Origin of the sequence: Nocardia transvalensis (genome assembly GCF_015477765.1) — a bacterium.
GTDB classification, from domain to species: domain Bacteria; phylum Actinomycetota; class Actinomycetes; order Mycobacteriales; family Mycobacteriaceae; genus Nocardia; species Nocardia transvalensis_A.
The window spans coordinates 148,982-175,122 of sequence record NZ_JADLQQ010000012.1 but is presented as its reverse complement, the minus strand read 5'-3'; the positions used below and the strand labels follow the sequence as shown (position 1 = coordinate 175,122).

General features: G+C 67.1%; 29 protein-coding genes. 9 read left to right on the top strand and 20 right to left on the bottom strand.

The window, feature by feature from the left end; genetic code table 11:
* Window positions 1-105: 105 nt before the first annotated feature.
* Window positions 106-1,374 carry a cytochrome P450 gene (locus IU452_RS31025; RefSeq protein ID WP_195112753.1) on the top strand — a complete coding sequence of 423 codons (1,269 nt, stop codon included), beginning with the start codon at window positions 106-108 and terminating at the stop codon, window positions 1,372-1,374.
* Window positions 1,375-1,384: 10 nt separating this feature from the next.
* Window positions 1,385-2,617, top strand: a complete 1,233-nt coding sequence (locus IU452_RS31020; RefSeq protein ID WP_195112752.1) for a cytochrome P450 family protein — start codon at window positions 1,385-1,387, stop codon at window positions 2,615-2,617.
* Window positions 2,618-2,668: 51 nt separating this feature from the next.
* Here the strand turns inward: IU452_RS31020 and IU452_RS31015 are convergent, their stop codons facing one another.
* The 3 genes from IU452_RS31015 to IU452_RS31005 all read right to left on the bottom strand — a co-directional run bounded on the left by IU452_RS31015 (window position 2,669) and on the right by IU452_RS31005 (window position 4,487).
* A complete protein-coding gene (locus IU452_RS31015; RefSeq protein ID WP_195112751.1) occupies window positions 2,669-3,100 on the bottom strand; it encodes a pyridoxamine 5'-phosphate oxidase family protein in 432 nt (143 codons plus the stop codon).
* Window positions 3,101-3,207: 107 nt separating this feature from the next.
* Window positions 3,208-3,750 carry a DUF1697 domain-containing protein gene (locus tag IU452_RS31010; protein ID WP_195112750.1) on the bottom strand — a complete coding sequence of 181 codons (543 nt, stop codon included), beginning with the start codon at window positions 3,748-3,750 and terminating at the stop codon, window positions 3,208-3,210.
* Window positions 3,747-4,487, bottom strand: coding sequence for an acyltransferase (locus IU452_RS31005; protein ID WP_195112848.1), 741 nt, complete (start codon window positions 4,485-4,487; stop codon window positions 3,747-3,749). Before IU452_RS31005 ends, IU452_RS31010 begins: the two co-directional genes overlap by 4 nt.
* 276 nt (window positions 4,488-4,763) lie before the next feature.
* Between IU452_RS31005 and IU452_RS31000 the strand changes: the two genes are divergently transcribed.
* On the top strand, window positions 4,764-6,101 hold the full coding sequence (locus tag IU452_RS31000; protein WP_195112847.1) for a PQQ-binding-like beta-propeller repeat protein: 1,338 nt from the start codon (window positions 4,764-4,766) through the stop codon (window positions 6,099-6,101).
* A gap of 27 nt (window positions 6,102-6,128) precedes the next feature.
* Here the strand turns inward: IU452_RS31000 and IU452_RS30995 are convergent, their stop codons facing one another.
* From IU452_RS30995 to ctaD, 11 genes are all read right to left on the bottom strand, one after another.
* Window positions 6,129-7,301, bottom strand: a complete 1,173-nt coding sequence (locus IU452_RS30995; protein WP_195112749.1) for a THUMP-like domain-containing protein — start codon at window positions 7,299-7,301, stop codon at window positions 6,129-6,131.
* A gap of 64 nt (window positions 7,302-7,365) precedes the next feature.
* Window positions 7,366-8,343, bottom strand: a complete 978-nt coding sequence (locus IU452_RS30990; protein ID WP_195112748.1) for a class I SAM-dependent methyltransferase — start codon at window positions 8,341-8,343, stop codon at window positions 7,366-7,368.
* Between the two features lie 37 nt (window positions 8,344-8,380).
* Window positions 8,381-9,145: an enoyl-CoA hydratase-related protein gene (locus IU452_RS30985; RefSeq protein ID WP_195112747.1), complete on the bottom strand. Its 765-nt coding sequence runs from the start codon at window positions 9,143-9,145 to the stop codon at window positions 8,381-8,383.
* Window positions 9,146-9,242: 97 nt separating this feature from the next.
* Window positions 9,243-9,371 carry a hypothetical protein gene (locus tag IU452_RS39040; RefSeq protein ID WP_267467683.1) on the bottom strand — a complete coding sequence of 43 codons (129 nt, stop codon included), beginning with the start codon at window positions 9,369-9,371 and terminating at the stop codon, window positions 9,243-9,245.
* Window positions 9,372-9,420: 49 nt separating this feature from the next.
* Window positions 9,421-10,194, bottom strand: a complete 774-nt coding sequence (locus tag IU452_RS30980) for an NUDIX hydrolase (protein WP_228819095.1) — start codon at window positions 10,192-10,194, stop codon at window positions 9,421-9,423.
* Between the two features lie 174 nt (window positions 10,195-10,368).
* Window positions 10,369-11,202: an ABC transporter ATP-binding protein gene (locus IU452_RS30975; protein WP_195112846.1), complete on the bottom strand. Its 834-nt coding sequence runs from the start codon at window positions 11,200-11,202 to the stop codon at window positions 10,369-10,371.
* 53 nt (window positions 11,203-11,255) lie between these two features.
* Window positions 11,256-11,417, bottom strand: a complete 162-nt coding sequence (locus IU452_RS30970) for a hypothetical protein (protein WP_195112745.1) — start codon at window positions 11,415-11,417, stop codon at window positions 11,256-11,258.
* Window positions 11,418-11,495: 78 nt separating this feature from the next.
* A complete protein-coding gene (locus IU452_RS30965; RefSeq protein ID WP_195112845.1) occupies window positions 11,496-12,230 on the bottom strand; it encodes an aminoacyl-tRNA hydrolase in 735 nt (244 codons plus the stop codon).
* Between the two features lie 68 nt (window positions 12,231-12,298).
* Window positions 12,299-12,751, bottom strand: coding sequence for a protease inhibitor I42 family protein (locus tag IU452_RS30960; RefSeq protein ID WP_195112744.1), 453 nt, complete (start codon window positions 12,749-12,751; stop codon window positions 12,299-12,301).
* Window positions 12,752-12,847: 96 nt separating this feature from the next.
* Window positions 12,848-14,071: a phosphoserine phosphatase SerB gene (gene serB, locus IU452_RS30955; protein WP_195112743.1), complete on the bottom strand. Its 1,224-nt coding sequence runs from the start codon at window positions 14,069-14,071 to the stop codon at window positions 12,848-12,850.
* A 141-nt stretch (window positions 14,072-14,212) separates the two neighbouring features.
* Window positions 14,213-15,949 carry a cytochrome c oxidase subunit I gene (gene ctaD / locus IU452_RS30950; protein WP_195112742.1) on the bottom strand — a complete coding sequence of 579 codons (1,737 nt, stop codon included), beginning with the start codon at window positions 15,947-15,949 and terminating at the stop codon, window positions 14,213-14,215.
* 237 nt (window positions 15,950-16,186) lie between these two features.
* On the opposite strand from ctaD, the gene IU452_RS30945 reads away from it, so the two are divergent.
* From IU452_RS30945 to crcB (IU452_RS30935), 3 genes are all read left to right on the top strand, one after another.
* Window positions 16,187-17,254: an ABC transporter substrate-binding protein gene (locus IU452_RS30945; protein WP_195112741.1), complete on the top strand. Its 1,068-nt coding sequence runs from the start codon at window positions 16,187-16,189 to the stop codon at window positions 17,252-17,254.
* Window positions 17,255-17,395: 141 nt separating this feature from the next.
* Window positions 17,396-17,884: a fluoride efflux transporter CrcB gene (gene crcB / locus IU452_RS30940; protein WP_324192924.1), complete on the top strand. Its 489-nt coding sequence runs from the start codon at window positions 17,396-17,398 to the stop codon at window positions 17,882-17,884.
* On the top strand, window positions 17,881-18,243 hold the full coding sequence (crcB, locus tag IU452_RS30935; protein WP_195112740.1) for a fluoride efflux transporter CrcB: 363 nt from the start codon (window positions 17,881-17,883) through the stop codon (window positions 18,241-18,243). Before crcB (IU452_RS30940) ends, crcB (IU452_RS30935) begins: the two co-directional genes overlap by 4 nt.
* 3 nt (window positions 18,244-18,246) lie before the next feature.
* Here crcB (IU452_RS30935) and IU452_RS30930 read toward each other — a convergent pair whose 3' ends face one another.
* Window positions 18,247-18,612: a hypothetical protein gene (locus IU452_RS30930; protein ID WP_195112739.1), complete on the bottom strand. Its 366-nt coding sequence runs from the start codon at window positions 18,610-18,612 to the stop codon at window positions 18,247-18,249.
* Window positions 18,613-19,414: 802 nt separating this feature from the next.
* Here IU452_RS30930 and IU452_RS30925 point away from each other — a divergent pair.
* A complete protein-coding gene (locus IU452_RS30925; RefSeq protein WP_324192923.1) occupies window positions 19,415-20,365 on the top strand; it encodes a helix-turn-helix transcriptional regulator in 951 nt (316 codons plus the stop codon).
* A 2-nt stretch (window positions 20,366-20,367) separates the two neighbouring features.
* On the opposite strand, the gene IU452_RS30920 is transcribed toward IU452_RS30925, so the two are convergent.
* Together IU452_RS30920 and IU452_RS30915 are read right to left on the bottom strand one after the other, a co-directional pair.
* Window positions 20,368-20,718: a DUF4254 domain-containing protein gene (locus IU452_RS30920; protein ID WP_228819050.1), complete on the bottom strand. Its 351-nt coding sequence runs from the start codon at window positions 20,716-20,718 to the stop codon at window positions 20,368-20,370.
* A 120-nt stretch (window positions 20,719-20,838) separates the two neighbouring features.
* Window positions 20,839-21,144, bottom strand: a complete 306-nt coding sequence (locus tag IU452_RS30915; RefSeq protein WP_195112738.1) for a hypothetical protein — start codon at window positions 21,142-21,144, stop codon at window positions 20,839-20,841.
* Between the two features lie 225 nt (window positions 21,145-21,369).
* On the opposite strand from IU452_RS30915, the gene IU452_RS30910 reads away from it, so the two are divergent.
* Both IU452_RS30910 and IU452_RS30905 read left to right on the top strand, forming a co-directional pair.
* The gene (locus IU452_RS30910) at window positions 21,370-22,245 is read left to right on the top strand and encodes a helix-turn-helix domain-containing protein (RefSeq protein WP_195112737.1); all 876 of its coding nucleotides are present in this window, start codon (window positions 21,370-21,372) and stop codon (window positions 22,243-22,245) included.
* Window positions 22,242-22,448: a DUF397 domain-containing protein gene (locus IU452_RS30905; protein WP_195112736.1), complete on the top strand. Its 207-nt coding sequence runs from the start codon at window positions 22,242-22,244 to the stop codon at window positions 22,446-22,448. Before IU452_RS30910 ends, IU452_RS30905 begins: the two co-directional genes overlap by 4 nt.
* 105 nt (window positions 22,449-22,553) lie before the next feature.
* Here the strand turns inward: IU452_RS30905 and IU452_RS30900 are convergent, their stop codons facing one another.
* From IU452_RS30900 to mgtE, 3 genes are all read right to left on the bottom strand, one after another.
* A complete protein-coding gene (locus IU452_RS30900; protein ID WP_195112735.1) occupies window positions 22,554-23,045 on the bottom strand; it encodes a hypothetical protein in 492 nt (163 codons plus the stop codon).
* 363 nt (window positions 23,046-23,408) lie between these two features.
* Window positions 23,409-24,371, bottom strand: coding sequence for a class 1b ribonucleoside-diphosphate reductase subunit beta (gene nrdF, locus IU452_RS30895; RefSeq protein ID WP_195112841.1), 963 nt, complete (start codon window positions 24,369-24,371; stop codon window positions 23,409-23,411).
* Between the two features lie 204 nt (window positions 24,372-24,575).
* A complete protein-coding gene (mgtE, locus tag IU452_RS30890; protein ID WP_195112734.1) occupies window positions 24,576-25,958 on the bottom strand; it encodes a magnesium transporter in 1,383 nt (460 codons plus the stop codon).
* Window positions 25,959-26,141 lie beyond the last annotated feature (183 nt).

Sequence of the window (26,141 nt, the reverse complement as noted above, 5' to 3'; positions counted from 1 at the left end):
TGTCGAAGTTCCGGATTACCTTGTGACCTCGCTCGATTCACGTGATCGGGACGCCTGCGCGCATCGCATCGTCGAATCTTCTTCCACCGTCTGGAGTTTCGTTCGTTGACCACGCCTTATTCGTCCGCGCCCCACACCGGCACGCTCAGCGCCTGCCCGGTCAACCACGGGTCACCCTTCGATGCCGACGGCCCGCGCACCCTCATCGATACGCCTGAATTCGCGGCCGATCCGCACGGCGCGTATGCCGCGATGCGCCGCCGCCACGGGTCGATGGCGCCGATCGAGCTGGCGCCCGGTGTACCCGCGACCCTGGTGATCGGCTATCACACGGCATTGCGAATCCTCAACGATCCCGACCACTTTCCCGCCGATCCGCGCTCCTGGCAGCAGACCGTTCCGGACGACTGCCCCGTGCGGCCGATGATGCAGTGGTATCCGAACGCCCTGCGCAACGCCGGTCCGACCCACGCCCGCTACCGGCAGGCGTATGTGGCGGCCATCGACGGGATCGACCTGCACTCGCTGCATTCCACCGTCGAGCGGGTGGCGATCCCGCTGATCAACACCTTCTGCGAGACCGGGTCGGCGGATCTGGTGACGCAGTACGCGTTTCCGCTCGTCTTCGAGGTGCTCAACCAATTGGTCGGCTGCGACGCGGATCTCGGGCATCGGGTCGCCACGGGCATGGCGGCGCTGTTCGACACGGTCAATGCGGCCTGGGGTATGCAGACGCTCAGTGAGGCGCTGCTGGAACTGATCTCGATGCGCCGCGCCGAACCGGGCGACGACGTCACCTCCCGGCTGGCCCATCACCCGGCCAACCTCAACGACGAGGAAATGCTCTACCAGCTCGTCAGCTTCTACGGCGCCGGTGTGGAACCGCAGCAGAACCTGATCACCAATACGCTGCTGCTGATGCTCACCGACGATCGGTTCGGCGGCGAAATGCTCGGCGGCAGCCTGTCCACCCGCGACGCGCTGGACGAGGTGTTGTTCAACGACCCGCCGATGGCGAACTTCTCCATCACCTATCCGCGGCAGCCGATCCTGATCGACAACACCTGGCTGCCGGCGCATCAGCCGGTGGTGATCAGCCTGTCGGCCTGCAACAACGATCCCGCCATCGCGGGCGGCGACCGCACCGGCAACCGCTCGCACCTGGCGTGGGGCGGCGGCCCGCACGCCTGCCCCGCGCGTTCGGTGGCGTATCTGGTGGTGCAGGACGCGATCGACCAGCTGCTCGATGCCATCCCCGAGATGAAACTGGAAGTCCCCCCGCACGAATTGACCTGGCGCCCAGGTCCTTTCCACCGTGCGCTGGCGGCCCTGCCGGTCGTCTTCCCCGAGGCCCCGCCGTTGAACATGGTGTAAGGAGGCTGCGATGCAGCACGAACCGATAGTCCTGGATCTCACCGGGGCCGATATCCAAGGGGAATCCGCACGCATCCGCGACCGCGGCCCGGTGGCGCTGGTGGAGCTACCCGGCGGCGTGCCCGCCTGGTCGGTGACCGATTTCGCCGCTCTCAAGAGCCTGCTGGCCGATCCGCGGGTGTCCAAGGACCCCCGGCAGCACTGGGCGGCCTTCATCAACGGGGAGATCACCGAGGCGTGGCCGCTGCTGCCCTGGGTGGCCGCGGACAACATGTTCACCGCCTACGGGCCCGAGCATCGGCGACTGCGCAAGCTGGTGTCGCCCGCGTTCACCCACCGCCGCACCACCGCGCTGCGGCCGCGGATCGAGGAGATCACCCGGGAGCTGCTCGACGATCTCGCCACCACCCCGCGCGGCGAGGCGGCGGATCTGCGGGCGCGCTACGCCTACCCGGTGCCGATCCGCGTCATCAGCGAATTGATGGGCGTGCCGGAGCATTTGGGGCCGGATATCCACAGGTGCGTCGACGGATTCTTCGACGGCTCGTTCACCGCCGAGCAGGCGCAGGCCAACTACCTCGAAATGTACGGGTTGGTCAGCCAATTGGTGGCGTTCCGGCGCGAACATCCGGGCGACGACATCACCAGCGTGCTGATCGCCACCCGCGCCGAGGACGACGGTTCGCAGCTGACCGAGAAGGAGCTTGTCGACACGTTGATGCTGGTCATCAACGCCGGTCACGAGACCACCGTGAATTTGCTCGACCAGGCCATCACCGCGCTGCTGACCCATCCGCAGCAGCGCGCCGAGGTGCTGTCGGGCAAGGTCGGGTGGGCGGATGTGGTGGAGGAGGCGCTGCGATATCAGGCGCCGGTGGCCCACCTACCGCTGCGTTATGCGGTGGACGACATCGAGATCGAGGGCTTCCACATCCCCAAGGGCGAGGCGATTCTGGCGTCCTATGCCGGGGCCAGCCGCGACCCGAAGGTGCACGGCCCGACGACCGACGAGTTCGATGTGCACCGGCCCACCAGGGACCAGCATGTCGCCTTCGGCTACGGCGCCCACCACTGTCTGGGCGCTCCACTGGCGCGACTGGAGGCATCGATCGCGCTCCCGGCGCTGTTCGAACGCTTCCCCGACCTGCAATTCGCCGTCGAGCCAGGCGAATTGGTGCACATGGGCAGCTTCATCTCGAACGGGCACGTGGAACTGCCTGTGTACCTGGAGAAGCCGGAGTAGCCGCCGGCCGCGGTGCGGGCGCGTGTACAGCACGCCCGCACCGCGTGCCGGTCACTTGTCGTCGGAGTAGTCCGCGGTCAGCCAGCGGTCGGGGCGGATGGTGAACAGGACCGATTGCCGCTCGTCGGTCCAGCGGAGGTGTTCGCGTGCGCCGTCCTCCCCGACGTAGCGGGTGGCTATGGCGCGCCGGACATCCCGCGGGGCGGGATCGGTGGTGTCGACGACCGTGCCCTCGACGATCACATACTGATACGGCTGTTCTTCGCGGTGAACGACCAGGGTCACCGCACCGGCCTGCCGGATCAGCTTCGCCTTGCGCCGAGTGGGATCGGTGCTGATGCGGATATCGCCACCGGGTGTGTAGTCGTACCACACCGGCACGCTGGCGGGCGGGCGACCGTCGGTCGTCGCGACCGAGAGGACGGCCACATGTTTGTCCGCGAGGAATCGTTGACGCTCGGCATCGGTGAACGCTCTGGGCATGCCTTGACCGAACATCCTGGCCGACAACGCTATTCCCGCGCTGTTGCGGCGCCGACGACCCCCGCATCACCGCACCTTCCTCACGGCGCTGACGCCTCGGGCCGGATCTACAGTTTGGCGAGCACTTTCCGCACCGTCAGCCAGGTGCGGGTGGTGATGTCCTTGCCGTAGACCGTTTCCAGCCAGCCCATGTGGTTGGCCGTGGACGGGTCGGTGTTGTCGAGGACCGCCAGGACCGCCCGTGCCTGCTCGTCGTAGCCGACGATGCGCACGGCCTTCTCCAGCCTCTCGGGAAGCGGGCCGGGGCCGCCCGTTTTGCCGCCGTCCTTGACGAAAGTGACGGTGAGGTAGGTAGTTCGGTCGTGCGTGAGGCCCGCGAAAGGGTCGCGGTCGACCAGGGCCTGCAGTTCGGCGCGGCTGCGAATTATCGTGCCGCCACCGATGCCGAGCTCTTCGGTCAATGCTTGCCGGATCGTCGATTCCAAGTCGCTCACATCGGTCTCGGCACTGGAGAACACGATATTGCCGCTCGACAGCACCGAACCCACGGACTCGAAGCCGAGACCTTCGAAGACCGCGCGCAACTTCTCGTTGCGCATATTCGGGTTGCTCGGCATGATTCCGCGCAGCCAGGCCGCATATCGAGTCATTGCGACGAGCCGACGCCGTTCTTCTTGCGTTCGATATCGGCCAGCGCGGCCAGGTGGCGGGCCCGCTCCTCGGCGGCCGCGTCCCAGGCCTCCTTGCGGTTCTTGACCACCTTCGCGGGCGCGCCGACGGCAATGCTATAGTCGGGAACGTCGCCCTTGACCACGGCGTGGGCGCCGAGCACACAGCCACGGCCCACCCGGGTGCCGCGCAGCACCGTCACCTTCGCCGCGATCCAGGTGTCCGGGCCGATGCGCACCGGGCTCTTCACGATGCCCTGATCCTTGATCGGCATCGTGATGTCGTCCATCTTGTGATCGAAGTCGCAGATGTAGCACCAGTCGGCGACCAGGGTGGATTCGCCGATCTCGATGTCGAGGTAGGTGTTGACGACGTTGTCCTTACCGAACACCACCTTGTCGCCGATGCGCAGCGAACCCTCGTGGCAGCGGAGGGCGTTGCCGTCGCCGATATGCACCCATTTGCCGATCTCCATGCGGCCCATTTCGGGCGTGGCGTGGATCTCCACCCGGCGGCCCAGGAACACCATGCCGCGCAACACGATGTGCGGATTGGCCAGGCGGAACCGCAGCAACCGCCAATACCGCACCAGGTACCAGGGCGTGTACGCCCGGTTGGCGAGCACCCAGCGCAGCGACGCCAGCGTCAGAAACCGCGCCTGCTCCGGATCCCGGCGGCGCGAACCCCGCCAACGCGTGCGCAACGGCGCGCCCCACATGCTCGTCACGAACCTGCTCCTCGAGTCCCTCGGCCGACGGTGCCGTCCGGCGGTGTCGTCGTCGAGGTACCAGGGTACTTTCGGCCGATCCATCCCCCAGCGCTGCCCTCGATACCGCAAACGGCGCACTACCCGTGAGGCGGCGCTCCCCTCCCCGGAGCGGGGGGCTAGTCTCGTGAGGCCCGTACGAGCAGAGGGGAGAGCAGTCAGGTGCGTAGCAGCAGGCGGCGACCCGAGCGCAGCGTGCACGACCTGCCCATCGGCACCCGGAACCCGGTGCGGCGCCCGGGACTACGGGTGACCGCGGCGGTCGGGGCCGTGGGGCTGCTCGCCCTCACCGGGTGCGGCAGTACCACCCTCGACGATATTTCGGCCGGCTCCGGTAAAGGGTGGCCGTCGGCCTTCCACGACGCGCGCAACAGCGCGTCGAGCCCGGTCACCGGCTCGCGGCAGCTGGGATCGAAGTGGTCGCGGCCGATCGGCGGGCCGACCGCGGTGGCGACCACGATCGGGCCCGAGGGGCAGTTGTTCGTCACGACCCGGACCGAGGTCGACTGCGTCGGTAAGCGCGGCACCACCGGCCTGCTCTTCTCCTTCCAGATGGACACCGGGCGTAAGCGGTTCTGCAATGCGCTGGGGCCCAGCGCGATCGCCTCGGCCACGGCGGTGGACGGGGCCACGAACGTGTATGTGGGCGACGACGCGGGCGATGTCGGGGCGGTGAACTCGTTCAACGCGCTCGGGCAGCCGCGGTGGCGCACGCCGGTCGCGGGCGTGCCGGTGTCCATGCAGTTCACCGGAGACGGGAACGTGCTGTCGGTGACGCAGTTCGGGCAGGTCGACGTGCTCGCCCGGCAGACCGGCGACCGGGAAGCGGCGACGTTCCAACTGCTGGGTGAACCGGATTTCCTGAAGCAGCCGGATCTGCCCCGCCCACCCAACGGCCAGGGCATCGGCGACTGCGGGATCGGCGGGCCGCAGTGCCCGGTGGCGAACGTGTCGGCGATCGATAAGGATTCGGGCCGCTTCTACGTCACCGTCTGGCGGCCCGGCGCTCCCATTGCGTCGCTGGTCGCCCTGCGTTACGAAGGCAAGCAGATTCGGCAGGAGTGGAGTGCCGACATCCTCACCGGCGGCAGCGCCACCAGTCCGACCCTGTCGGCCGACGCCGAGACGGTGTATGTGGGCGACAACAGCGGTCGGCTGATCGCCGTCGACACCGCCGATGGGCATACGAAATGGACGCACCCACTGGGCTTCTCGCCGCGTGGGGCGGTCTCCGCGCGGGACGGACTGTTGATACCCGGCGGCGACGACGGGCATCTCATCGCGCTGCTCGACAAGGGTGACCGTGCCGAGATCGCCTGGGAGCGTAAGGATCTGGAGTTGCGTGGGCGTCCGGTGCAGACCGCCGGGGACACCGGTTACGTGGTCGCTCCCATCGGAGACGGCCTGCACCTGGTCACCTTCGACACCCAGAACGGCAAGACCATCGCCTCCACCCTGCTGCACGGTGCCCAGGGCACGACCTCCGGCCTCGCGATCGGTGCGAAGGGTGAAGTTGTGGTGACCACCCGCATCGGCGAGCTGTTCACCTTCGAACCGGAGAAGTAGCGACCCACCTCGCCCAGTTGCGAAGTGTCAAGTGGCGGGTGGGGTTTCGCAGAGGAAGGCCGTGGGGGTGCGGCCGATGCGGGTGATGATCAGGGTGTGGGGCGTGGTGCCGCGGGGTTTGAGGCGGGTGCGCAGGGCGTCCGGATCGAGATCTACGCCGCGGGTGAGGATTTCGAGGGGGCCGCAGTGGCGGCGGTGCAGTTCGGCGCGCAGGGGTTTTTCGCGGAAGTCGAGCCGGTCGAGGATGCGGAAGCCGCGGACACCGTCGGGGACGCGGTCGCCGGTGAGATAGGCGATGCGCGGATCCAATTGCCACAGGCCGTGTTTCGCGGCGTAGTGGCGGACCAGCCCGGCGCGGACCACGGCGCCGTCGGGGTCGATGATCCACTGTCCCGGCTCGCGGTCCGGGATCTCGTCGGGTTCGGCGTCGGTAATGGTCCAGGAGGTGCCGTCGGAGGACAGGACGCTGGCGCGGCGGGTGACGCCGAGTGCCGCGAGACCGGCGGGCCACAGGCATGCCTCGCGCACGGAGCCGTCCAGCGAGACGACCTCCACCTCTCCCTCCCGGGCCATGCTGTCGAAATCCAGACCGGGAGCGCACTTCACGACCAGTTCACGGCCCCAATAGGCCTCGATCAGATCGGGTAGCGGAGGTTGCAGTTTCGCCGGATCGTAGGTGCGGCGGCCGTCGGCGCGCCGGGCGGGATCGGCGATGACGACGGTCTCGGTGCTGCAGGGCTTCAACGCATCCGCCTGGGCCAGCAAGACGTTCCGGGCACCGGCCAGGTTGTGTGCCGCCATCGCCAAGCGCACAGCGTCCAAATCGCTGCCGATCACTGCGGGGCAGACCCGGTGCAGCTCTGCGATTTCCGCACCGATCGAACAGGTCACGTCGTGCACCGCCCGCCCCGCCAACCGCGCCGCCCGATGCCGCGCCACCGCACTCGGCGTCGCTTGCTGCAGCGCATCATCGGTGAACAGCCACTCCCCCGCCGCAGCCAGCTTCGTCCCCGCACGCCGCCGCAACCGCACCGTCTCCACCAGGGCCCCGGCCCGCTCACCATGCTCGCGCCGCACCCGATCGAGGTCCCGCACCAGCGTGGCGGAGGTCAGTGCCAGGCGATCCACTTCGGCCAGCGCCGCCTCCCCGGCCGCGCTACCGAGATAGGCAACATCGTCTCGCGAAAACCGGTAGGCCATTACGGCTTCCGCTCCCCGCACCGATGACCGGCCGGTGAACCCCGGTGGAAATGGCTACAGCACACTACTTTTCGGCGGAGCCGGGCTTTACGCCGGTGATCATGGCGTTGTAGAAGAACTGGCGGGGGACGACATGCTTCATGACCTTCTCGTCGAGCCAGCTCAGGCCCAGCCAGGCGCGGTACTGGGCCATGCGGTAGCGCCAGGTGAGCTTCTCGGCGGGGACGGCGGCCTCGAAGGTGCGCACCGGCCAGCCCCACAGGGCGGCGGCGAACTCCTCGGTTTCGGCGTGCACGTCGACCGCACCGGCCGAGCGGGCCATCGCCTCCAGATCGGTGGGGTCGAAGGTGTGCAGGTCCACGACGGCCTCGAGGGCGGCCGCGCGCGAGGATTCGTCCAGTTCCTCCTGCGGACGCCGCCATTCCCGCAGGAACGGCAGCTTGGTGACCTCGGTGGTGGCTTTCCAGGTGTACTGGCCCAGCTTGCGGGCGTAGAAGTTGCCGATGGTGGTCGGCTCGCCGGCGAAGACGAAACGCCCGCCCGGCTTCAGCACCCGCAGGCATTCCTTCAGCGCCAGCTCCACGTCCGGAATGTGGTGCAGCACCGCGTGCCCTACGACGAGGTCGAAGGTGTCGTCCTCGTACGGGATGGTCTCGGCGTCGGCGACGCGGCCGTCGACATCCAGGCCGAGGTGTTCGGCGTTGCGCAGCGCCACCTTCACCATGCCCGGCGACAGGTCGGTGACCGAACCGCGCTTCGCCACCCCCGACTGCATCAGGTTCAGCAGGAAGAAGCCGGTGCCGCAGCCGAGCTCCAGGGCCCGCTCGTAGGGCAGCGGGGCGTCCGGCACGACGGCGTCGAAGCGGCCGCGGGCATAGGCGATACAGCGCTCGTCGTAGGAGATCGACCACTTGTCGTCGTAGGTCTCGGCTTCCCAGTCGTGGTAGAGGACCTGGGCGAGCTTGTTGTCGGCGAGCGCGGCCTGGACCTCCGCCTCGGTGGCGTGCGGGTTCGGCGCGGGGTCGTCAGGACGTGCGGTCATGGTGGCACAGCGTACTCGAGCGGCAGAGAACGCCCGCTCAGCGGCCCATGAATTCGGCCGCACCCGGGCCGTCCGCCAGATAGGAACGTGTTCCTATGCTGCGATCTTCGGTGGTGAACAGTTCCGCCCATTCGGTGCGGGCCCGATCGTGGCCGTGCGGACCGGCCTCGAAGACGCGCTTGGCGGCGGCGAGGGCCCGCGCGGGGCCGTCGGTGAACTGACGGGCCCACCGCAGCGCTGCGGTGTAGACGTCGTCGGGTGCGACCACCTCGTCGGCCAGGCCGATGGCGGCCGCCTCGTCCGGATCGACGAACCGCCCCGTGTACACCAGGTCCTTGGCCCGTCCGGGCCCGACGAGCAGGCTCAACCGCCGGATACCGGCCAGCGGGATCAGCCCTACGCGGATCTGCGGCAGGCCGAGCTTCACGTTGTCACCGATGATGCGCCGATCCGCACCCAGCGCCAGCTCCAGCCCGGCTCCCAGGGCGTAGCCACTGATCGCGGCGACCGTCGGCTGCGGTAGCCGGGCCAGGCAGCCCAGCGCGGCCTGGAAGTCGTCGGCCATCCGCTGGGCCTGCTCGGGCGTCACGCGAGCCAACTCCGCCACCTCATCGCCCGCGCTGAACACGCGCTCGTCGCCGTAGACGATGACCGCACCCACCTCCGCGTCCCGCCCGATCCCCTCGGCCGCCTCGGCCAACTCCCGCGCCACCTGCAGATCGATCAGATTCATCGGCGGCCGCGCAAAACGCAGCACGGCAATCCCCGCCTCGACGCGGTCCACGGTCACGAATTCGGCCACGACGGACGAGCCTAGCGGTCCCGGCATCCGCCGGGACGACAGGAGGTTGGGCGGCGGGATGACAGGAGGTTCGACGTATCTCGCCATCCCAGCGGAGTCACCACCACTTCCGGTCCCAGCGGAGCGACCACCGCTTCCCGTCCCAGCGGAGCGACCACCACTTCCCGTCCCAGCGGAGCGACCACCACTTCCCGTCCCAGCGCAGCGACCACCACTTCCCCGTCATCCCGGCCCCCAGGGCCGGGATGACGGGGTCTCGCCGTGACAGGAGGTCGTCAGTTCGGGGGCTGGGAACCGCGCAGGCGCATGTCCTTGGGGAGGTCGGTGAAGTAGCGGGTGCTGTTCGGGAACTGCAGGCGCGGGGTGCCGTCGACGGTGGCCAGTTCGGGCATGATCGGTTCGATCGTCGGGGTGGCGGCGAGAATGTCGGCGGTGGAGGTGAATTCGGACAGGGCGGTGAGCTGGGACCAGGTGGGTGGGAGTAGGACGTCGAGGCCGGTGCGCCAGCGGTTCAGGGCCTCGGCGGGAGTGCACCAGCGGACCTCGTGCGCCTCGGAGGTTGCGCCGTCGGCGCGTTGGCCTCGGGGCAGGACGGCGAGGAAGAAGCGGGTGTCGTAGCGGCGTGATTCGACCACCGGGGTGATCCAGTTGGCCCAGGGGCGCAGCAGATCCGCGCGCAGGACCAGGTTTTCCCGGGTGAGGAACTGGCCCAGCGACAGCTCTCGGCGTTCCAGTTGCTCACGGGCCCGGCGATAGGCGGCGGTGTCGGAGACCACGGTGTCGGCGGTGGGTCCGGCCAGCAGCACGCCACATTCCTCGAACGTCTCGCGCACGGCGGCACAGACATGTGCCTGCGCCCGCGCCGCGTCGATTCCGAACCGCTCCCCCCACCACGCGGGACCCGGCCCGGCCCAGGCGATCTCGGCCTGCGCATCCGAGGCGTCGACGCCACCACCGGGGAATACGGTCATCCCGGCCGCGAACGCCATCCCCTTGACCCGCCGCTGCAGAAACACCTCCGGCCCCGATGCGCCGTCGCGCACCAGCATGACCGTCGAGGCATCCTTGGGCACAGCAGGCACCGAATCGGTCTCGGCCACAGTCTCGCTCACACCTCGCACCCTAACGTGTGCTTGGTTGGATGGCCGCTCGCGCCGCTGCACAAAGCTAGGCGAGCAACGCTAAGACACCCTTAGCCACGCTAGAGGCCGAGGTCGGCGCGATCATGTACGGCGGTGGCGGCCGAAGCGGTGGGATCGGCGGGCGAAGTAGCGGCCGTCGATGCGGTCGAGAGTGATGGATTGGCGGAACGCCTCGCTGAGATTTTCGGCAGTGATCACGTCTTCGAGCAGGCCCTGGGAGACGACACTGCCTTCGTTGAGAAGCAGAGCATGGGTGAAGCCGGGCGGGATTTCCTCCACGTGATGGGTCACCAGAACCGTGGCGGGGGCGTCGGGGTCGGCCGCGAGATCGCCGAGCTTCTCGACCAATTCCTCGCGACCCCCGAGGTCCAGGCCCGCGGCGGGCTCGTCGAGCAGCAGCAGTTCCGGATCGGTCATCAATGCGCGCGCGATCAGCACCCGCTTGCGCTCCCCCTCGGACAGGGTGCCGTAGGCGCGGTCGGAAAGATGTTCGGCACCCAGGCTTTCCAGCATGTCGATGGCGCGATCGGTATCGATATCGTCGTATTCCTCGCGCCAGCGCCCCATCACCGCATAACCGGCCGACACCACCAGATCGCTGACCTTCTCGTCCAGCGGCACCCGGCTCGCCACCGCGGCCGAGGACATGCCGATGCGCGGGCGTAGCTCGGTGACGTCGGTGCGGCCCAGCGTCTCCCCCAGCAGATTCGCCGAACCGGAGGTCGGATGCATTTCGGCGGCGGCCATGCGCAGCAGGGTGGTCTTGCCGGCGCCGTTGGGGCCGAGCACGACCCAGCGTTCGTCCAGCTCCACCTGCCAGGTAACCGGACCGACCAGCGTATGGCCCGAACGCCGGACGGTCACGTCGTTGAAATCGATGAGCAGATCGGGATCGGGTTGCGGCACGGGCTCCATCTTGGCCCACGCGCGGGAATCGCTGCCAATGTGGTCGGTTTGCACGATACGTGTCATAACCTGCCGCGGCGCTGTCCGGGCGCGAATTCGTTGTCCGGCCGGTGTGATTCGTCACGCTCGCCCGGAGGCGGCGAGCGGAACAGCCGCCCCAGCACCAGCGCCGCCGGAATCGAGCACACGACCCATACGCCGAGCACTATCCACAGTGTCGTCATCTCCGTGGCACCTCCGGAAATCGTGCACCCGATACTCCTCCACGACGGGCCCCGCGTCGACCACGCGGCGCAGGTGCGTCACCGATAGCCGGGAGCAACCGCGATCACCGTCATCGAACCGGGCGCGACCTCGGTGAAACCGGCATCGCGGACAGCGGTCGCCGAGCCGTCGCGGACCCGGTCGCACCATGTCGTCCACTGCCGCGGTGCGGCATCGCGGACCGCGCACCGGTAACCACGCAGCGACCATGCGTAGGCGTCCTCCGCCGACAACGCACCGGCCAACAGCATGCTCGCGTGCCCGACCTGCGCGGCCGCCTTACCCAGTGTCATACCCAATGCCGAATTCACCCACAGTGTCGGCAGATCGGGGCCGATCGGATCGGGCTCGTCGTGTTCGAGGTCGGTGCCGCCGATCTGCAGCTTCCGGATGCGGGAGTCGACCTCGCCCACCGGGCCGGGCACCAGCGCCCGCGCCTGGGCACCGGCCACCTCGACGGTCACCCCGTCGACCTCGGTGGCGGCCAGCCATTGCGCGCCGCGGGCCCGCCGCGCCACCTTCCGGATCCGCGACCGCTTCCAGGTCAGATAGCGCTGCTCCCATTCCCCGTCCGGCCCCACCCGCGGATCCAGACACAGCGCGACCACGGCGGAGGCGGCGGCCTCGAGCAGCGCACTGCGCCGCGGCGGGTCGGCCCTGGGAATGTGCAGCACCATCTGCATGGCCTGCACCTGGGCGGGATCGTCGGGATCACCCCCACCCCCGTAGCCGCGCGCCAATTCGGCATGCCGCGCAAGGAATCCCGCGTCCATGCCGGTTGCCACTTCGGGGGTCGGACTACTCACCGCCCCAGCCTATCGTTCCCCCGGCGAACGACCGGCTACCCCGTGATGTGGAGGGTGACCGCGAAGGTTTGGGAAGGTTCGACGCCCTGTTCCCAAGGGCGGAGGTAGCCGAGAGAGAGTTTGGTGGTGCCGGGGGTGGTGGCGGTGAAGGTCCAGACCGAGGTGCCACCGACCCCTACCGCGTTGTTCGGATTCGGGTCGGGGCGGTAGTCGGGGTCGTCGTTCTGTTTGACGATCTTCTGGTCGAGTTCGCGGACCTGCCACTGATATCCGGTGGTCGGGTTGGTGGGCAGGGAGACCGTCAGCTGCTGGCCGACCGCCAGGGAGATTTGTTTGCCGTCGGAGTCCGCGCCGAGATGGACCGGTCCGGCCGCGGCGGAGCTGCTCGCCGCCGCGGAAGACGATTTCTCGTCGGACTTCCCGGAATCGTTGTTCCCGCAGGCCACCAGCGTCAGACCGAGCACAAGCACCAGCAGAGGGGCACGCATCCTGTCCTCCCGATCGTCGGAGCCGAGCACGCTGCGCTCACCCTACCGACGGAAGCTGCGGCGATCCGGGATCGAGGAGGGCTTGCCCGTCGTGTCTCAGTTCAGCGGGACCCGCCGCAGCAGGCCGTCGCGGGCGTCGGCGGCCTCGACCTCCTCGCGGGTGACGCCCAGGATGAACAGGACCGCGTCCAGAAAGGGGTGCGACAGGGCGGCGTCGGCCACCTCGCGCAGGGCCGGTTTGGCGTTGAACGCGATTCCCAGCCCGGCGGCGTTGAGCATGTCGATATCGTTGGCCCCGTCGCCGACCGCGACGGTCTGCTCCATCGGCACCCCGGCCTCGGCCGCGAAACGGCGCAGCGCCACCGCCTTGCCCGGGCGGTCCACGATCTCGCCGATCACCTTGCCGGTCAGCTTGCCGCCCACCACTTCCAGCGTGTTGGCCTGCACGAAATCCAACTCCAGATCGTGCGCCAGTGGCTCGATCACCTGCCGGAATCCGCCGGAGACCACACCGCAGCGGAAACCCAAGCGGCGCAATGTCCGAATGGTGGTCCGCGCGCCCGGGGTGAGCTCGATGGTCTCGGCCACCTCCTCGATCACCGTCTCGTCCAGCCCGGCCAGGGTGGCGACCCGCTGCCGCAGCGATTCGGCGAAGTCGATCTCGCCGCGCATGGCCGCCTCGGTCACCTTGCGGACCTCGTCCTCGACCCCGGCGTGCGCGGCCAGCATCTCGATCACCTCACCCTGGATGAGGGTCGAGTCGACATCGAACACGATGAGCCGCTTGGCCCGCCGCGCCAGCCCGGCCCGCTCGACGGCCACGTCGATATTCACCTTGGCGGCGACCTCGGCCAGCGCGGTGCGCATCCGCGTCTCCGCGACCTCGGAGGACGGCGCGGTCACCATCAGCTCCAGCCCCGTCACCGGGTAGTCGGCGATACCGCGGATGGAGTCGATGTTCACGTTCTGCTCGGCCAGCTTGCGCGCGACCATGCTGAACGCCCGGGCGGTCACCGGACTGCCCAGCACCACCACCGCATGCGTCGAAAGCCGGGCACCGGCCACCGAATTGGCGCCGATCTCCACATCGACCTGCATACCGACGGTCGCCATGGCGTCCTCGAGCTGATCCTGCAGCCCCTCCGGATCGTCCGGGCAGGTGACCAGCACACCCAGGGTCAGCCGACCGCGGATCACGACCTGTTCGACGTCGAGCAGGCTGACCCCGTTGCGCGCCAGCGCCGCCAGCAGCACCGAGGTCACGCCCGGCTTATCGGGACCCGTGACAGTGATCAGCACCGTCGTCTCGGACGCGCCCAAATCGAAAACTCCGTTTCTCGTGCGAAGGACCTCATTGTCTCAGGCGGATACCGGGGCTCCGCATGCCACCGTTATCGGGGGCCCGAAACCGCGCGCGGCGGCCGTCTCGAAAGACGGCCGCCGCGCCGGACAGGTTTCCTGCTAGCCCGAAACCTTCTCGAGCTCCTTGACTTGGTGCGACTTCGAGCCCCAGCCCACGTGGGCCTCGGCCCGCATCCGCTCCACCATGTGCGGGTAGTGCAGCTCGAACGCCGGACGCTCGGACCGGATGCGCGGCAGCTCGTAGAAGTTGTGCCGCGGCGGCGGGCAGCTGGTGGCCCATTCCAGCGAGTTGCCGTAGCCCCACGGATCGTCCACGGTCACCACCTCGCCATAGCGGTAGCTCTTGAAGACGTTCCAGATGAACGGCAGCGTCGAGGCACCGAGGATGAAGGCACCGATCGTGGAGATGGTGTTCAGCGTGGTGAAACCGTCGGTCGGCAGGTAGTCGGCGTAGCGGCGCGGGAAGCCTTCCGCACCCAGCCAGTGCTGCACCAGGAAGGTGGTGTGGAAGCCGACCATGGTCGCCCAGAAGTGCCACTTGGCCAGGCGCTCGTCCATCATGCGGCCGGTCATCTTCGGGAACCAGAAATAGATACCGGCGTAGGTGGCGAACACGATGGTGCCGAAGAGCACGTAGTGGAAGTGCGCGACCACGAAGTAGGAGTCGGACACGTGGAAGTCCAGCGGCGGGCTGGCCAGGATGACACCGGACAGACCACCGAACAGGAATGTGACGATGAAGCCGACGGAGAACAGCATCGGCGATTCGAACGTCAGCTGACCTCGCCACATGGTGCCGATCCAGTTGAAGAACTTCACACCGGTCGGGACCGCGATCAGGAAGGTCATGAACGAGAAGTACGGCAGCAGCACCGCACCGGTGGCGTACATGTGGTGCGCCCACACCGCGATCGACAGCGCCGCGATGCCCAGGGTCGCGTAGACCAGGGTGGTGTAGCCGAAGATCGGCTTACGGCTGAAGACCGGGAAGATCTCCGACACGATGCCGAAGAACGGCAGCGCGATGATGTACACCTCGGGGTGGCCGAAGTACCAGAACAGGTGCTGGTAGAGGATCGCGCCACCGGTCGCCGGATCGTAGATGTGCCCGCCCAGGTGCCGGTCGTAGGCCAGCGCCATCAGCGCGGCGGTCAGCAGCGGGAAGGCCAGCAGCACCAGCACGCTGGTGACGGCGATGTTCCAGGTGAAGATCGGCATCCGGAACAGGGTCATACCCGGGCAGCGCAGACAGACCACGGTGGTGAGCATGTTGACACCACCGAGGATGGTGCCCAGACCGGACACGGCCAGACCCAGGATCCACAGGTCGGCGCCGACACCCGGGGAGTGCACGATATCCGACAGCGGGGTGTAGGCGGTCCAGCCGAAGTCGGCAGCGCCACCGGGGGTGATGAAGCCGGCGGTCGCCATGGCGGCGCCGAACAGATACAGCCAGTAGCTGAAGGCATTCAGGCGCGGGAAGGCGACGTCGGGGGCGCCGATCTGCAGCGGCAGCACGATGTTGGCGAAGCCGAACACGATCGGTGTCGCATAGAACAGCAGCATGATCGTGCCGTGCATGGTGAACAGCTGATTGAACTGTTCAGGAGACAGGAACTGCAGGTGCGGCCGCGCCAGTTCGGTACGCATGAGCAGCGCCATCAGGCCGCCGATCATGAAGAACGACATCGACGTCACCAGGTACATCACCCCGAGCACCTTCGGATCGGTGGTGGTGACCATCTTGTAGATGAACGAACCCTTCGGACCCAGCCGGGGTGGATACGGCCGTGTCGCTTCCAACTTGGGGACTGGCTGGGGCTCTACAGCAGTCACTGATCCTCCTGAAGGTGTGCCTTCTGGTCGTTGTCGTACGCACGGCTTCCGGTGTCCGGATCGGCCCACCGGACCGGGTGTCCGGTTCGGCGCACGGCGAACGACGGGTGGCTTGCGCTACGACGAATCGTAATCGGTGCTGCCGCAAGCATCGCGCCCGGTCCTACTCTGTGTCGTAATTGGAGGTCGTCTGTGTCGCGATTGGGCCGGGCCGACGGCGTGTGTACCCTTCCCCGCATGCCGGTGATCGAGGTCGACCCCACCCGCAACTTCCCAGCTCGCGACCGCGGCCGCACTCGGCGGCTACGCATCGGCGCGATCGGGGTGGCGGCCGTGGTGGCGTTGCTCACGGCCTGCGCCGCGCCCGACGACGACCCCAGCATCGTGCGGACCACCACCAAGGTCGCCGGTGCGTCCGTGGTCGGCATCGAACGCGACACCCGCAAGGCGTGCGCGCTGCCCACCGCCCCCGATCAGGCCGCGGGCACGCACGATGCAGGCGGAACGCAGGTTCCGGCCGACCCGAAACGCATCGTCGTGCTGGACACCGCGGCCCTGGATGCGGTGTGCGCGGTGGGATTGTGGGAGCGGGTCGTGGGCGCGGCCACGCTCGACGGGACCAGCCCGCAGCCCTCCTATCTCGGCACCGGCGTCATGAAGATTCCCAGCGTGGGCGGGATCGGCAGCGCGGATCCGGCGAAAATCGCGGCGCTGCAACCGGATCTGATCCTCGGCACGACCGCGGCGAATGCGGACGCGCTGCGCGGGATCGCACCCACGGTCCTGGTGGGCGCCGCGCCCTGGCAGGCACAGTTCGACGCCTTCGCCGACGGTATGGACCGCGCCGGAGCCGCCGGCAAGATCCTCGACGACTACCGGACCACCGCCCGCGAGACCGGCACGGCGATTGCGGCGAACTTCTCGCAAGCGTCGGTCCTTCGCTTCACCGCCGAGGATCTTCAGGTCCTCGGCGACGACAGTTTCGCGGGCCAGGTGCTCGCCGACACCGGCGTGCAGCGGCCCACCGCGCAGCGCGGACCCTCCTACGACGTGGACAGCCTGGCCACCGAGGACGACCGGGCCAAGGTCGAGGGCGACATCGTCTATGTGATGTTCGACGGACCGGACGGCACATCCCACGGCGAGAGCGTGATGAAGGGCAAGGACTGGAAGAAGCTCGGCGCCGTGAGCGATCGCCGCGAGTTCGCCGTCGACGACACCATCTGGCACGGTTCGGGCGTCACCGCCGCCCGCGCCCTCCTCGAGGATCTGCGCACGACCCTGAACGGGTACGTCACAGACTGATCGGGCATCGCTCAGCTATCCTGAGAGAAATGCGGCGGTGGGGCTCGCCGCTCCGGACATCGGAACAACCGTGGCGCTCGTGCCACCAACAGTCCCTACCCGATGCAGGTGCGCCTGCGATGAATCGAGTAGGAGATCTGTGTGACTACACAGCTGGCCCGGGAGCCGATCGATCCCGATCTCGTACGGCCGTGGCGGGAACCGCTGCGCGAGAGCGGCCCGGTGCTGGGCGCGATCGCCGTGGGCGGCAGCATCGGCGCGCTTGCCCGCTACGGGCTGTCGCAGCTGTGGCCCGTTCCGTCCGGAAGCTTCCCGTGGGCAACCTTCACCGTCAATGTGACCGGTTGCTTTCTCATCGGCGTGCTGATGGTGCTCACCACCGAGGCGTGGATAGCTCATCGGTTGCTTCGACCGTTTCTGGCTGTCGGCGTGCTCGGCGGTTTCACCACCTTCTCCACCTATGCGGGCGAAATGCGAAGCCTGTTGCAGCCCGGCACGGTCGGGCTCGCCTTCGGATATCTGGCGGGGACGCTGATCTGCGCCCTGCTGGCCACGCTGCTCGCGGTGCGGGTCACCCGCGCGGCGTATACGGCCCTGCGCCGCCGCGTGATTCGCAAGGGCGTCGCATGACCGTGCTGCTGGTCGCCCTCGGCGCCGCGGTCGGCGCGCCGTTGCGGTATCTGGTCGATCGGGCCGTGCAGCTGCGTCACGACAGCTGCTTTCCGTGGGGCACCCTGCTGGTCAACATCACCGGCTGCCTGGTACTCGGCGTCCTCACCGGCGCGACCGTCTCCACACCGGCATTCGCCCTGGCCGGGACGGGTTTCTGTGGGGCATTGACCACCTACAGCACATTCGGTTACGAGACGATCCGCCTGACCGAGGAGCGCAACTATCTCTACGCCGCACTGAATGTGGCGGTCAGCGTGATCGCCGGACTCGGCGCGACCCTGCTGGCCTACACCACCGCCCGGGCCCTGATCGGCTGAGCGTCACGGCTGCTCGCGCCCCCGCCGCGGGCGCAGCGCGTAGGCGGGGACCAGCTGATCCACCAGCTGCAGCGCCGGGCGGCCGTCGGCGTACGGGACGGAGAAATTGACCCGGCCCATCCAGTCACCGTTGAGCGTCGGCACCCAGTGCGTCAGGGTGCCGGGGCGCTCGCCGGTCATATCGAGCCCGGCACCGTTGATGTGGCGGGGCATGCCGGGATCGCGGATGAGGATGGCGTCGAGCCGGACCCAGACCGGTTTCGGCGGATGGACGAGCGCACGGTAGTAGTAGCCCGTCTTATTCGGGTACTGCAGCTCGGGCTCGGTGCCTTCGGTCCGAGGAACCTCGCCATCCTCGTTCGAACACATATTCGAATTCTAGCGAGTGTTCCATGACGTGTCCTACACCGGTCGCAATCTCCGTCGTTGATGCACATGCAGCAGGTCGACCGGGTAGGCTCGATGGGTCGCGACGGACCGAAGTCCGTTTCGGCACGGGTGGCCGAAGGAGAGCGGGCCGCCGTTGCAGCGACGACCCGCCCGATCATGGACTATCCGTCCATGACCTTCCGGATGACCCACACCACGGCCCCGACGACTGTGACGACAGACCGCACGACAGTCCAGTCGCACGGGGCCTTCCGGTTCTTCCGGCCCTTCTTCTCGTGGTTCACCACGAGCCATTTCCTTCCTGGGCGCGCGTTCGGACCTACGGCTTTCGAAGGGGTGAGCGCGTCCCTCGGAAGGAGATGGCAAGGGAAGGCTAGACCCGCGGTTCATTCGCCGTCTACGCATACCCGCGGATCCGAAAAAAGTGGACGAACACCGTCGCGGGGGGTATAAGCGAACACTTTCGCAGATCATCCATGGCAATTCGCTGGTTAACGGCCTGTTAGTCGAAAGTGCCTGCGAGACAAACCAGTTTGTTCTTACTTAGCCACATCATCGAGGGTCTCGACACGACCGCCCGGATCGCACGCGTCGAGCGAACTCCGAGTTCCCAGGCGCGACAGGGCGAAAGCCGATGATCTTCGAAACATCCTCGTGGCCAACGAAAGACATGTCACCAACCCGGTCGGCGAATTTGCACGCACCGATGCAATTGCATTTGCATATACAAAATTTGCTGGCGGGCATACCGTTTCGGCCCTCCGCATGCCACACTCGTGGTGTGCAACACTGGCACCAGCACTTCGAGCAGCCCCTTGCGCAGGACACTGCACGGCCGCCCGCGCCCGCAATTCTCGCGGGCCCGATCGCCACCCGGATAATCCTCGGCGCTCGAATGCGGGGGCTGCGCAAGGCCTGCGGCATCAATCAGGAGACCGCCGCCGCGGTGATCGGCGCCTCGCCGTCGAAGCTCAGTCGCCTGGAATCGGGACACACCCGATTCCAACGGTGCGACCTCACAAGACTTCTCGCGTACTATCGCGTCGTCGACCCCGCGGCGCAGGCCGAATTCCTCACTTTGGCCCGGCGCGGCAACCTCCCCAGCTCATGGCGCGAGGACAGCGACTGGCTGCCCGACAATTTCGAGATCCTGCTCGACCTCGAGCAGATAGCCCACGGTATCCGGTGCTACGAACAGGCGGTCGTACCCGATCTGCTGCAGACCCCAGGCTATGCCCGAGCCGTGCTCCGGCTGGCCCACCCGAACTGCACGGCCGAGGAGATCGAGCGCAGGGTCGATCTGCGACTGCGCCGCCAGCAACTGCTCACCGTGCCGGATGCCCCGCGCGTGTGGTTGCTCGTCGAGGAGTCCGCACTGCGGCGCCCGTACGGCGGGCAGGCCGTCTGGCGCGCCCAACTCGACCGGATCGCGCACCTGATCCACCTGCCGCACATCACGGTTCAGGTGGTTCGTGATACGGCCGGCGGTCCGGCGATCGTCGGCTACGGCTTCACCCATCTCCGCTTCGCCCAACCCGACCTGCCGGACCTGGTCTGCCTGCAAACCCCCACCCGCGCCCTCTACGTCGAGGACGAGGCCGACAAGGACAAGCACCTCATGATCGCCGACCGGCTGGCCGGTGTCGCGGATTGGCCCAGGGAGACAGCGGACCTGATCACCGCGATCCGCGAGGGCAGGCCACTGCCGGAACGCCGCGGCACCGCGGGCTAGTCTCAGGGACCACCCGGCAGTCGGCGGCGGCCGGTGCGAAGGTCGGTGGCCAGATCCTCATATCCGATCGCCAGCTCCGCGAGCCGTTCCCAAGCATCGAACAGATCCCAATCCCCGGAGCTGGCCAGCGCCGCATACGCGCACGCGGTGTACTGGGCGAGCCGGTCCACCACCGCACCCATCGTCTCGGTATGGACCGAGGCGCCGCCGCACGCAGGCGGCAGATGGGCGATCACCCACCGATCGACCTCTCGCACCAAACATGTTCGCTCACGGTCGATCTCGTCGACGTCACCCCCCACCGCACTCAGCCGCCGCTCATGCAACACGGTCAATTCGTGGGCAGATCGCAACAGCGGATGGTCGCCCTGTGCACCGCTTCGACAGGCTTGCAGGAGCAGATGTTTCGGCGGAAACGGACTGTTCGACATCACGATTCCCGTCCCGTGACCCATGAGAGCCTCACCTCGCAATCACGCCGCCGGCCCGCACGCGGGACATTCGGCAGGCGAATCCCCGGGATGCAAGTGCCCCATCTCGATCAGCCGAATCCAGCAGAACCGTTTCATGTCACAGGTATCCAGCGTGCACTCCGCATGCCGTTCATGGCGCAGCTCGATATGCATCCGCTCCGGCGACATCGCATTTCCCGGAATGCGGTGGTGCATATCCGAACTACTGGACTTACGACCGACTACTGGCAGGCCATCCGAAATCACTTCCATCACCTCCAATTTCGCTGTGCTGATCGATCCACCGGTAGCCGGGGCCTGCGCCACCCTCCACAGGAAGATGATTGGACTTCGCTGTATCCGAAGGCGGTTGGTACATCCCGGCTACCGGGGGTTGTCCCAAGTAATACTCCTGTCCCCTGCCAGCCTGGAAGATCCAAGCTGGCCTTCCAGCTACACCTATGCCAAACTTTCAGACTAGCTACGTTTAGGCTTCACGCTTCCAAACCGGATACTTCCAAAATCCAGTTCCTTCACTAGCGAGGCTAAGCAATGGCTGGATCTACCCTTGCCGCAAGGGCTCTCGGGCGCCTCCTGGCGCAGTACCGCGAACGTGCTGGGCTGACCAGGTACGCGGCGGCTCAGTTCGTCGACACGTCACAACAAACCGTCGGCCGCATCGAGGACGGCGTGAAAGCAAAGGTGGGTGACCTCTGGATCAATACTTGGGCAGATGCCTATAAATGCACCGCCCCGGAACGCCGGACCCTACTCGCGCTGGCCCACGACCTTCGTACAGCCCAGAAGAGTTGGTGGCGGGGATTCGCGGACGAAATCCCAACGGATTTCAATCACTACCTGAGCCTGGAGGATTCGGCGAACAGGCTGACGATCTGGGCTACGAATCTCGTACCGGGTCTGCTGCAGACCCCCGACTATCGTCGCGTGCTCGCCTGGACGGAGAACCCGACCTGGACACACGACGAAGTCGAGCGACGAGTCCAGGTCGCTACGAATCGCCAACAGCGCCTGCAAGATTCCAAATTCCGGCTGATCGTGCTGTTGTCCGAGGCGGTTCTGTACAACCAGGTGGGCAGTGATGCCGTGATGGAGGAACAGCTGACCCAGCTGGCCAGCCTATCCGAGCTCTCGAACATCACCATCGGGATTGTCCCTTTCAAGGCCACGAATCCCATAGGCCCCATTGTGTCTTCGTGCACGCTGCTGGAGTTCCCGATACTGGCTTCCACCAAGTCGGAAGAACCCCCCGTCGTCTATGTGGAGGGCTACGTCGGTGACCTCTACCTGGAGAGTGAGGGGGATGTCAAGCAATATCGGGATGCTCTAGGCCGCATCGGACAGGTAGCGTTGGATCCGACGCAGTCCAGGCAACGCATCCTGGCGGTAGCGGAGGAGTACAGAGGGTGAATATTGACCTGTCCGGGACGCGGTGGTTCAAGAGCAGCCGAAGCAAAGACACCAAAGCGTGCGTAGAGGTGGCTCACTTGGGCGGGGGCATGGTCGGCATCCGCGACTCGAAGAATCCAGACGGCCCAGCACTGGTCTTCTCCTCCGTCGAATGGGATGCGTTCACCGCTGGTGTCAAGGACGGCGCGTTCGACCGCGCCTGATCGGGGCAGATGACAGGTGAAGGCCGCCCGCGCGATTCGCGATGCGGGCGGCCTTCGGCGTCGCACGGCGGGTACTGCCCGATCACTCGCCGGTCGACGCGGTGGTCAGTCGAAGGCCACGGTTGCCGGGACCGTCGCGTTCGCCAGGCCTCCCTGGGGGCCGCAGGTGGTCTGCGGCAGCCCGTTCACCGCTGCCGTGATGGCGTCACCCGCCAACTTGCCATCGGTCACGGTCGCAGAGAACGTCATGCCCGAGACCTCCCACGAGACGGTGCTGGTGGCGCCCGTCGACCAGGTGATCGTTCCGGTGCCGTTGCCGCTGGGCGAGACGCCGCACGGGAGGAAGATATTCGGGGTCGCGGTCGCCGAACCGGATCCGGCGAGGGTGCCGGAGGTCAGGTCGGGATTCCGGCCGTTGGGGGACGTGCAGTCGCGGAGATTGCCGCCGATCTGCGCGTCGGACCTGCCGCCTGCCACCAGCGGCGGCTGGAAGGCGATGCTGACCGACGCCGAGCAGCGCAGATCTCCCTCGGCGGCCTGAGCCGGGGCCGCCGGAAGCGCTATCAGTGCCGCGGCGAGCGGCGCCGTTCCGGCCATCAGAGTCAAGGCTCGTAAATTTCTTGGTGCCATCGTCATACCTCCTGCTGTGTTGCTCGGAGGATTCGCACCGCACGCTCGGCGAGCACGCTCCTCCGAGAGGATCTCAAGGTACAACGCGCCGAACTACGCAGGAGTGAAGAATGGCTAGCCTAACTCAAAGGGACGCTTAATATTTCGTGATCATGATGTACCCGGTTGACGAATTTTGTTGCATCGCAACCACTTACATAATGCATGACCTTGAAATAACAACCCCTACTCGAAAGCCGTTGTCCAGCATCGATCTTGCTGGCACACAGACGACGGCGGCGGGAGAATCCGCCGCCGTCATTCGTCATTGCGGCAGGCTTGTGGCCGGAATCAGAACTCCCAGTCCTCGTCCTCGGTGTTCACGGCCTTGCCGATGACGTAGCTGGAGCCCGAACCCGAGAAGAAGTCGTGGTTCTCATCGGCATTCGGGGACAGCGCCGACAGGATGGCCGGGTTGACCTCGGTCTCGTCCTTGGGGAACAGGCCCTCGTAGCCGAGGTTCATCAGGGCCTTGTTGGCGTTGTAGCGCAGGAACTTCTTGACGTCCTCGGTGAGGCCGACCTCGTCGTAGAGGTCCTGGGTGTATTCGACCTCGTTCTCGTACAGCTCGAACAGCAGCTCGAAGGTGTAGTTCTTCAGCTCGTCACGCTCGGCCTGGGACAGCTGCTCGAGGCCCTTCTGGTACTTGTAGCCGATGTAGTAGCCGTGCACCGCCTCGTCGCGGATGATCAGGCGGATCAGGTCGGCGGTGTTGGTGAGCTTGGCGCGCGAGGACCAGTACATCGGCAGGTAGAAGCCGGAGTAGAACAGGAAGCTCTCGAGCAGCGTGGAGGCCACCTTGCGCTTCAGGGGCTCGTCACCGCGGTAGTACTCGAGGACGATCTCCGCCTTGCGCTGCAGGTTGGGGTTCTCCTCCGACCAGCGAAAGGCGTCGTCGATCTCGCGGGTGGAACACAGCGTGGAGAAGATCGAGCTGTAGCTCTTGGCGTGCACCGACTCCATGAACGCGATATTGGTGAGCACCGCCTCCTCGTGCGGGGTCAGCGCGTCCGGGATCAGGCTCACCGCACCGACCGTGCCCTGGATGGTGTCCAGCAGGGTCAGGCCGGTGAACACGCGCATGGTCAGCTGCTTCTCCTGCGCGTTCAGCGTGTTCCACGACGGAATGTCGTTGGACACCGGGACCTTCTCCGGCAACCAGAAGTTGCCGACCAGCCGGTCCCAGACCTCGGCATCCTTCTCGTCGGGTACTCGGTTCCAGTTGATCGCAGACACTCGATCGATCAGCTTCACGCCCCGCTCACTCACCCTTCTCACCTCGCCGGACCTTGCGGATTTCGCTCACCCAGAACACTACTACTAGTGTCCGACAACCTTGTGCAGCACAAGACCTTGTGTCTTCGCGCTCCTGCGAGAATGCCGACGAGCGTGGGGTGATCCACACGCCCGCACCCCCACGCATGACGGGTCATCGGATCCTACAGCGGCGAAATCCGCTCAGATGCCCAGCACGAGTTTGGCCGTCGTGAAGTAGATGACCAGGCCTGTCGCATCCACCAGCGTGGTCACCATCGGCGCGGAGATCACCGCCGGATCGATCCGCAGTTTCTTGGCCAGCAGCGGCATCGTGCCGCCGATGGTGGCCGCCCACCCGCAGATGACGATCAGCGTGAGGCCCACGACCACCGCGATCTGCGCCCCGACGAAGATCGCGCCGATGATCATGCCGACCAGCGCCAGCATCGAGCCCAGCACCAGGCCCACCCGCAGTTCGCGCCAGATCACCCGCAGCAGATCCGAGACCCGCACCTCCCCGACCGCCAGGGCGCGCACGCACGAGGTCGCCGCCTGCGCGCCCGCATTGCCACCGGCGCCGATCAACAGCGGAATGAACAGCGCCAGATGCGCGGCCTGCGACAGCGTCGCCTCGAACATATCGGTGACCGTCACCGTGAGCGTCGCCGCCACCAGCAGCAACAGCAGCCACATCGCCCGATACCGGGCCAGCTGAAATACCTTGGCGGCCATGTAATGTCCGGCCCACGGCGCGGCGCCGGCCTGCCGCGCGACGTCCTCACTGTCGGCGGCCTCGATCACCTCGACGGCGTCGTCGATGGTCAGCAGACCGACGAGGCGGTCCTCGCTGTCGACCACCGGCAGGTTGATGACATTGGTCTCGCGCATCAACCGGGCCGCCTTCTCCGCCGAATCGGTGGCGCGGGCGAAGACCGGTTCGGTGACGACCAGATCGGCCACCATGGACTCGGGGGCGCTGAGCACCAGCTCGCGCAGCTCCACGATGCCGATCAGCCGACGGCCGCCGTCGACTACAGGCAGCGTGTACACCGTCTCCGCGCCCGCGCCCTTCGCGCGCACCATCCGCAGCGCCTGCTCGACGGTCAGGGCCCGGGGCAGCGCCACGACCTCCGGCGTCATATAGCGGCCGACCGAACCCTCCGGGTAGCCGAGCAGGGCGGCGGTCATCCGCCGTTCCCGCGGGCTCAGGCCCGCCAGCACCTTCTTGGCCACCTTGGCGGGCGCCTCGCGCAGCATGCGGGCCCGGTCGTCGGGGTCCATGCCCTCGATCAGCTCGCGGAAGCTCTGATCCCGCAGGCCGGTGAGGATCTGCTGCTGATCGACCGGTTCGAGCTCCTCGAACACCGTCAGCGCCCGGTCCTTGTCGAGCAGGCGGAAGGCCATCCCTGCGTGCAGGGCGTCCATGCGCGCCAGCTCGTCGGCGATCAGGTGCGGTGGATGCTGGTCCAGCCACTGCAGCGTGGCGTCGACACGGCGATCCTCGACGATGCCGCGCAGCGATTCGGCGGGCGCGGTCTCGGGGGTGAGCGTGGGAACGGCAGTGGACAGATCGGTAGGCGACATGGCAGTCCTCGGCACGAGCGAGTCGATGGTGAACGGATCGAAACACCGGATCACACCGCGAGGCACCGACCCCGCCGCTGCCGAATTACCGGCCGAATGCGGGGAGGGTGCCGCGCGGCCTTCGACTAGGAGGTTCGCTACGCACAGCAACCCACCTCCTCATCCTCGGCCGCTCGACAAAAC

Excerpts from the sequence above, each read along its gene's own strand:
- IU452_RS31020 (WP_195112752.1), top strand. The coding sequence starts at position 1,385 with ATGCAGCACGAACCGATAGTCCTGGATCTCACCGGGGCCGATATCCAA.
- IU452_RS31015 (WP_195112751.1), bottom strand. The coding sequence starts at position 3,100 with ATGCCCAGAGCGTTCACCGATGCCGAGCGTCAACGATTCCTCGCGGAC.
- IU452_RS31010 (WP_195112750.1), bottom strand. The coding sequence starts at position 3,750 with ATGACTCGATATGCGGCCTGGCTGCGCGGAATCATGCCGAGCAACCCG.
- IU452_RS31005 (WP_195112848.1), bottom strand. The coding sequence starts at position 4,487 with ATGTGGGGCGCGCCGTTGCGCACGCGTTGGCGGGGTTCGCGCCGCCGG.
- IU452_RS30995 (WP_195112749.1), bottom strand. The coding sequence starts at position 7,301 with ATGGCCTACCGGTTTTCGCGAGACGATGTTGCCTATCTCGGTAGCGCG.
- IU452_RS30990 (WP_195112748.1), bottom strand. The coding sequence starts at position 8,343 with ATGACCGCACGTCCTGACGACCCCGCGCCGAACCCGCACGCCACCGAG.
- IU452_RS39040 (WP_267467683.1), bottom strand. The coding sequence starts at position 9,371 with ATGACGGGGAAGTGGTGGTCGCTGCGCTGGGACGGGAAGTGGTGGTCG.
- IU452_RS30980 (WP_228819095.1), bottom strand. The coding sequence starts at position 10,194 with ATGCTGGTGCGCGACGGCGCATCGGGGCCGGAGGTGTTTCTGCAGCGG.
- IU452_RS30975 (WP_195112846.1), bottom strand. The coding sequence starts at position 11,202 with ATGGAGCCCGTGCCGCAACCCGATCCCGATCTGCTCATCGATTTCAAC.
- IU452_RS30970 (WP_195112745.1), bottom strand. The coding sequence starts at position 11,417 with ATGACGACACTGTGGATAGTGCTCGGCGTATGGGTCGTGTGCTCGATT.
- IU452_RS30965 (WP_195112845.1), bottom strand. The coding sequence starts at position 12,230 with ATGGACGCGGGATTCCTTGCGCGGCATGCCGAATTGGCGCGCGGCTAC.
- IU452_RS30960 (WP_195112744.1), bottom strand. The coding sequence starts at position 12,751 with ATGCGTGCCCCTCTGCTGGTGCTTGTGCTCGGTCTGACGCTGGTGGCC.
- IU452_RS30945 (WP_195112741.1), top strand. The coding sequence starts at position 16,187 with ATGCCGGTGATCGAGGTCGACCCCACCCGCAACTTCCCAGCTCGCGAC.
- crcB (WP_195112740.1), top strand. The coding sequence starts at position 17,881 with ATGACCGTGCTGCTGGTCGCCCTCGGCGCCGCGGTCGGCGCGCCGTTG.
- IU452_RS30930 (WP_195112739.1), bottom strand. The coding sequence starts at position 18,612 with ATGTGTTCGAACGAGGATGGCGAGGTTCCTCGGACCGAAGGCACCGAG.
- IU452_RS30910 (WP_195112737.1), top strand. The coding sequence starts at position 21,370 with ATGGCTGGATCTACCCTTGCCGCAAGGGCTCTCGGGCGCCTCCTGGCG.
- IU452_RS30900 (WP_195112735.1), bottom strand. The coding sequence starts at position 23,045 with ATGGCCGGAACGGCGCCGCTCGCCGCGGCACTGATAGCGCTTCCGGCG.
- mgtE (WP_195112734.1), bottom strand. The coding sequence starts at position 25,958 with ATGTCGCCTACCGATCTGTCCACTGCCGTTCCCACGCTCACCCCCGAG.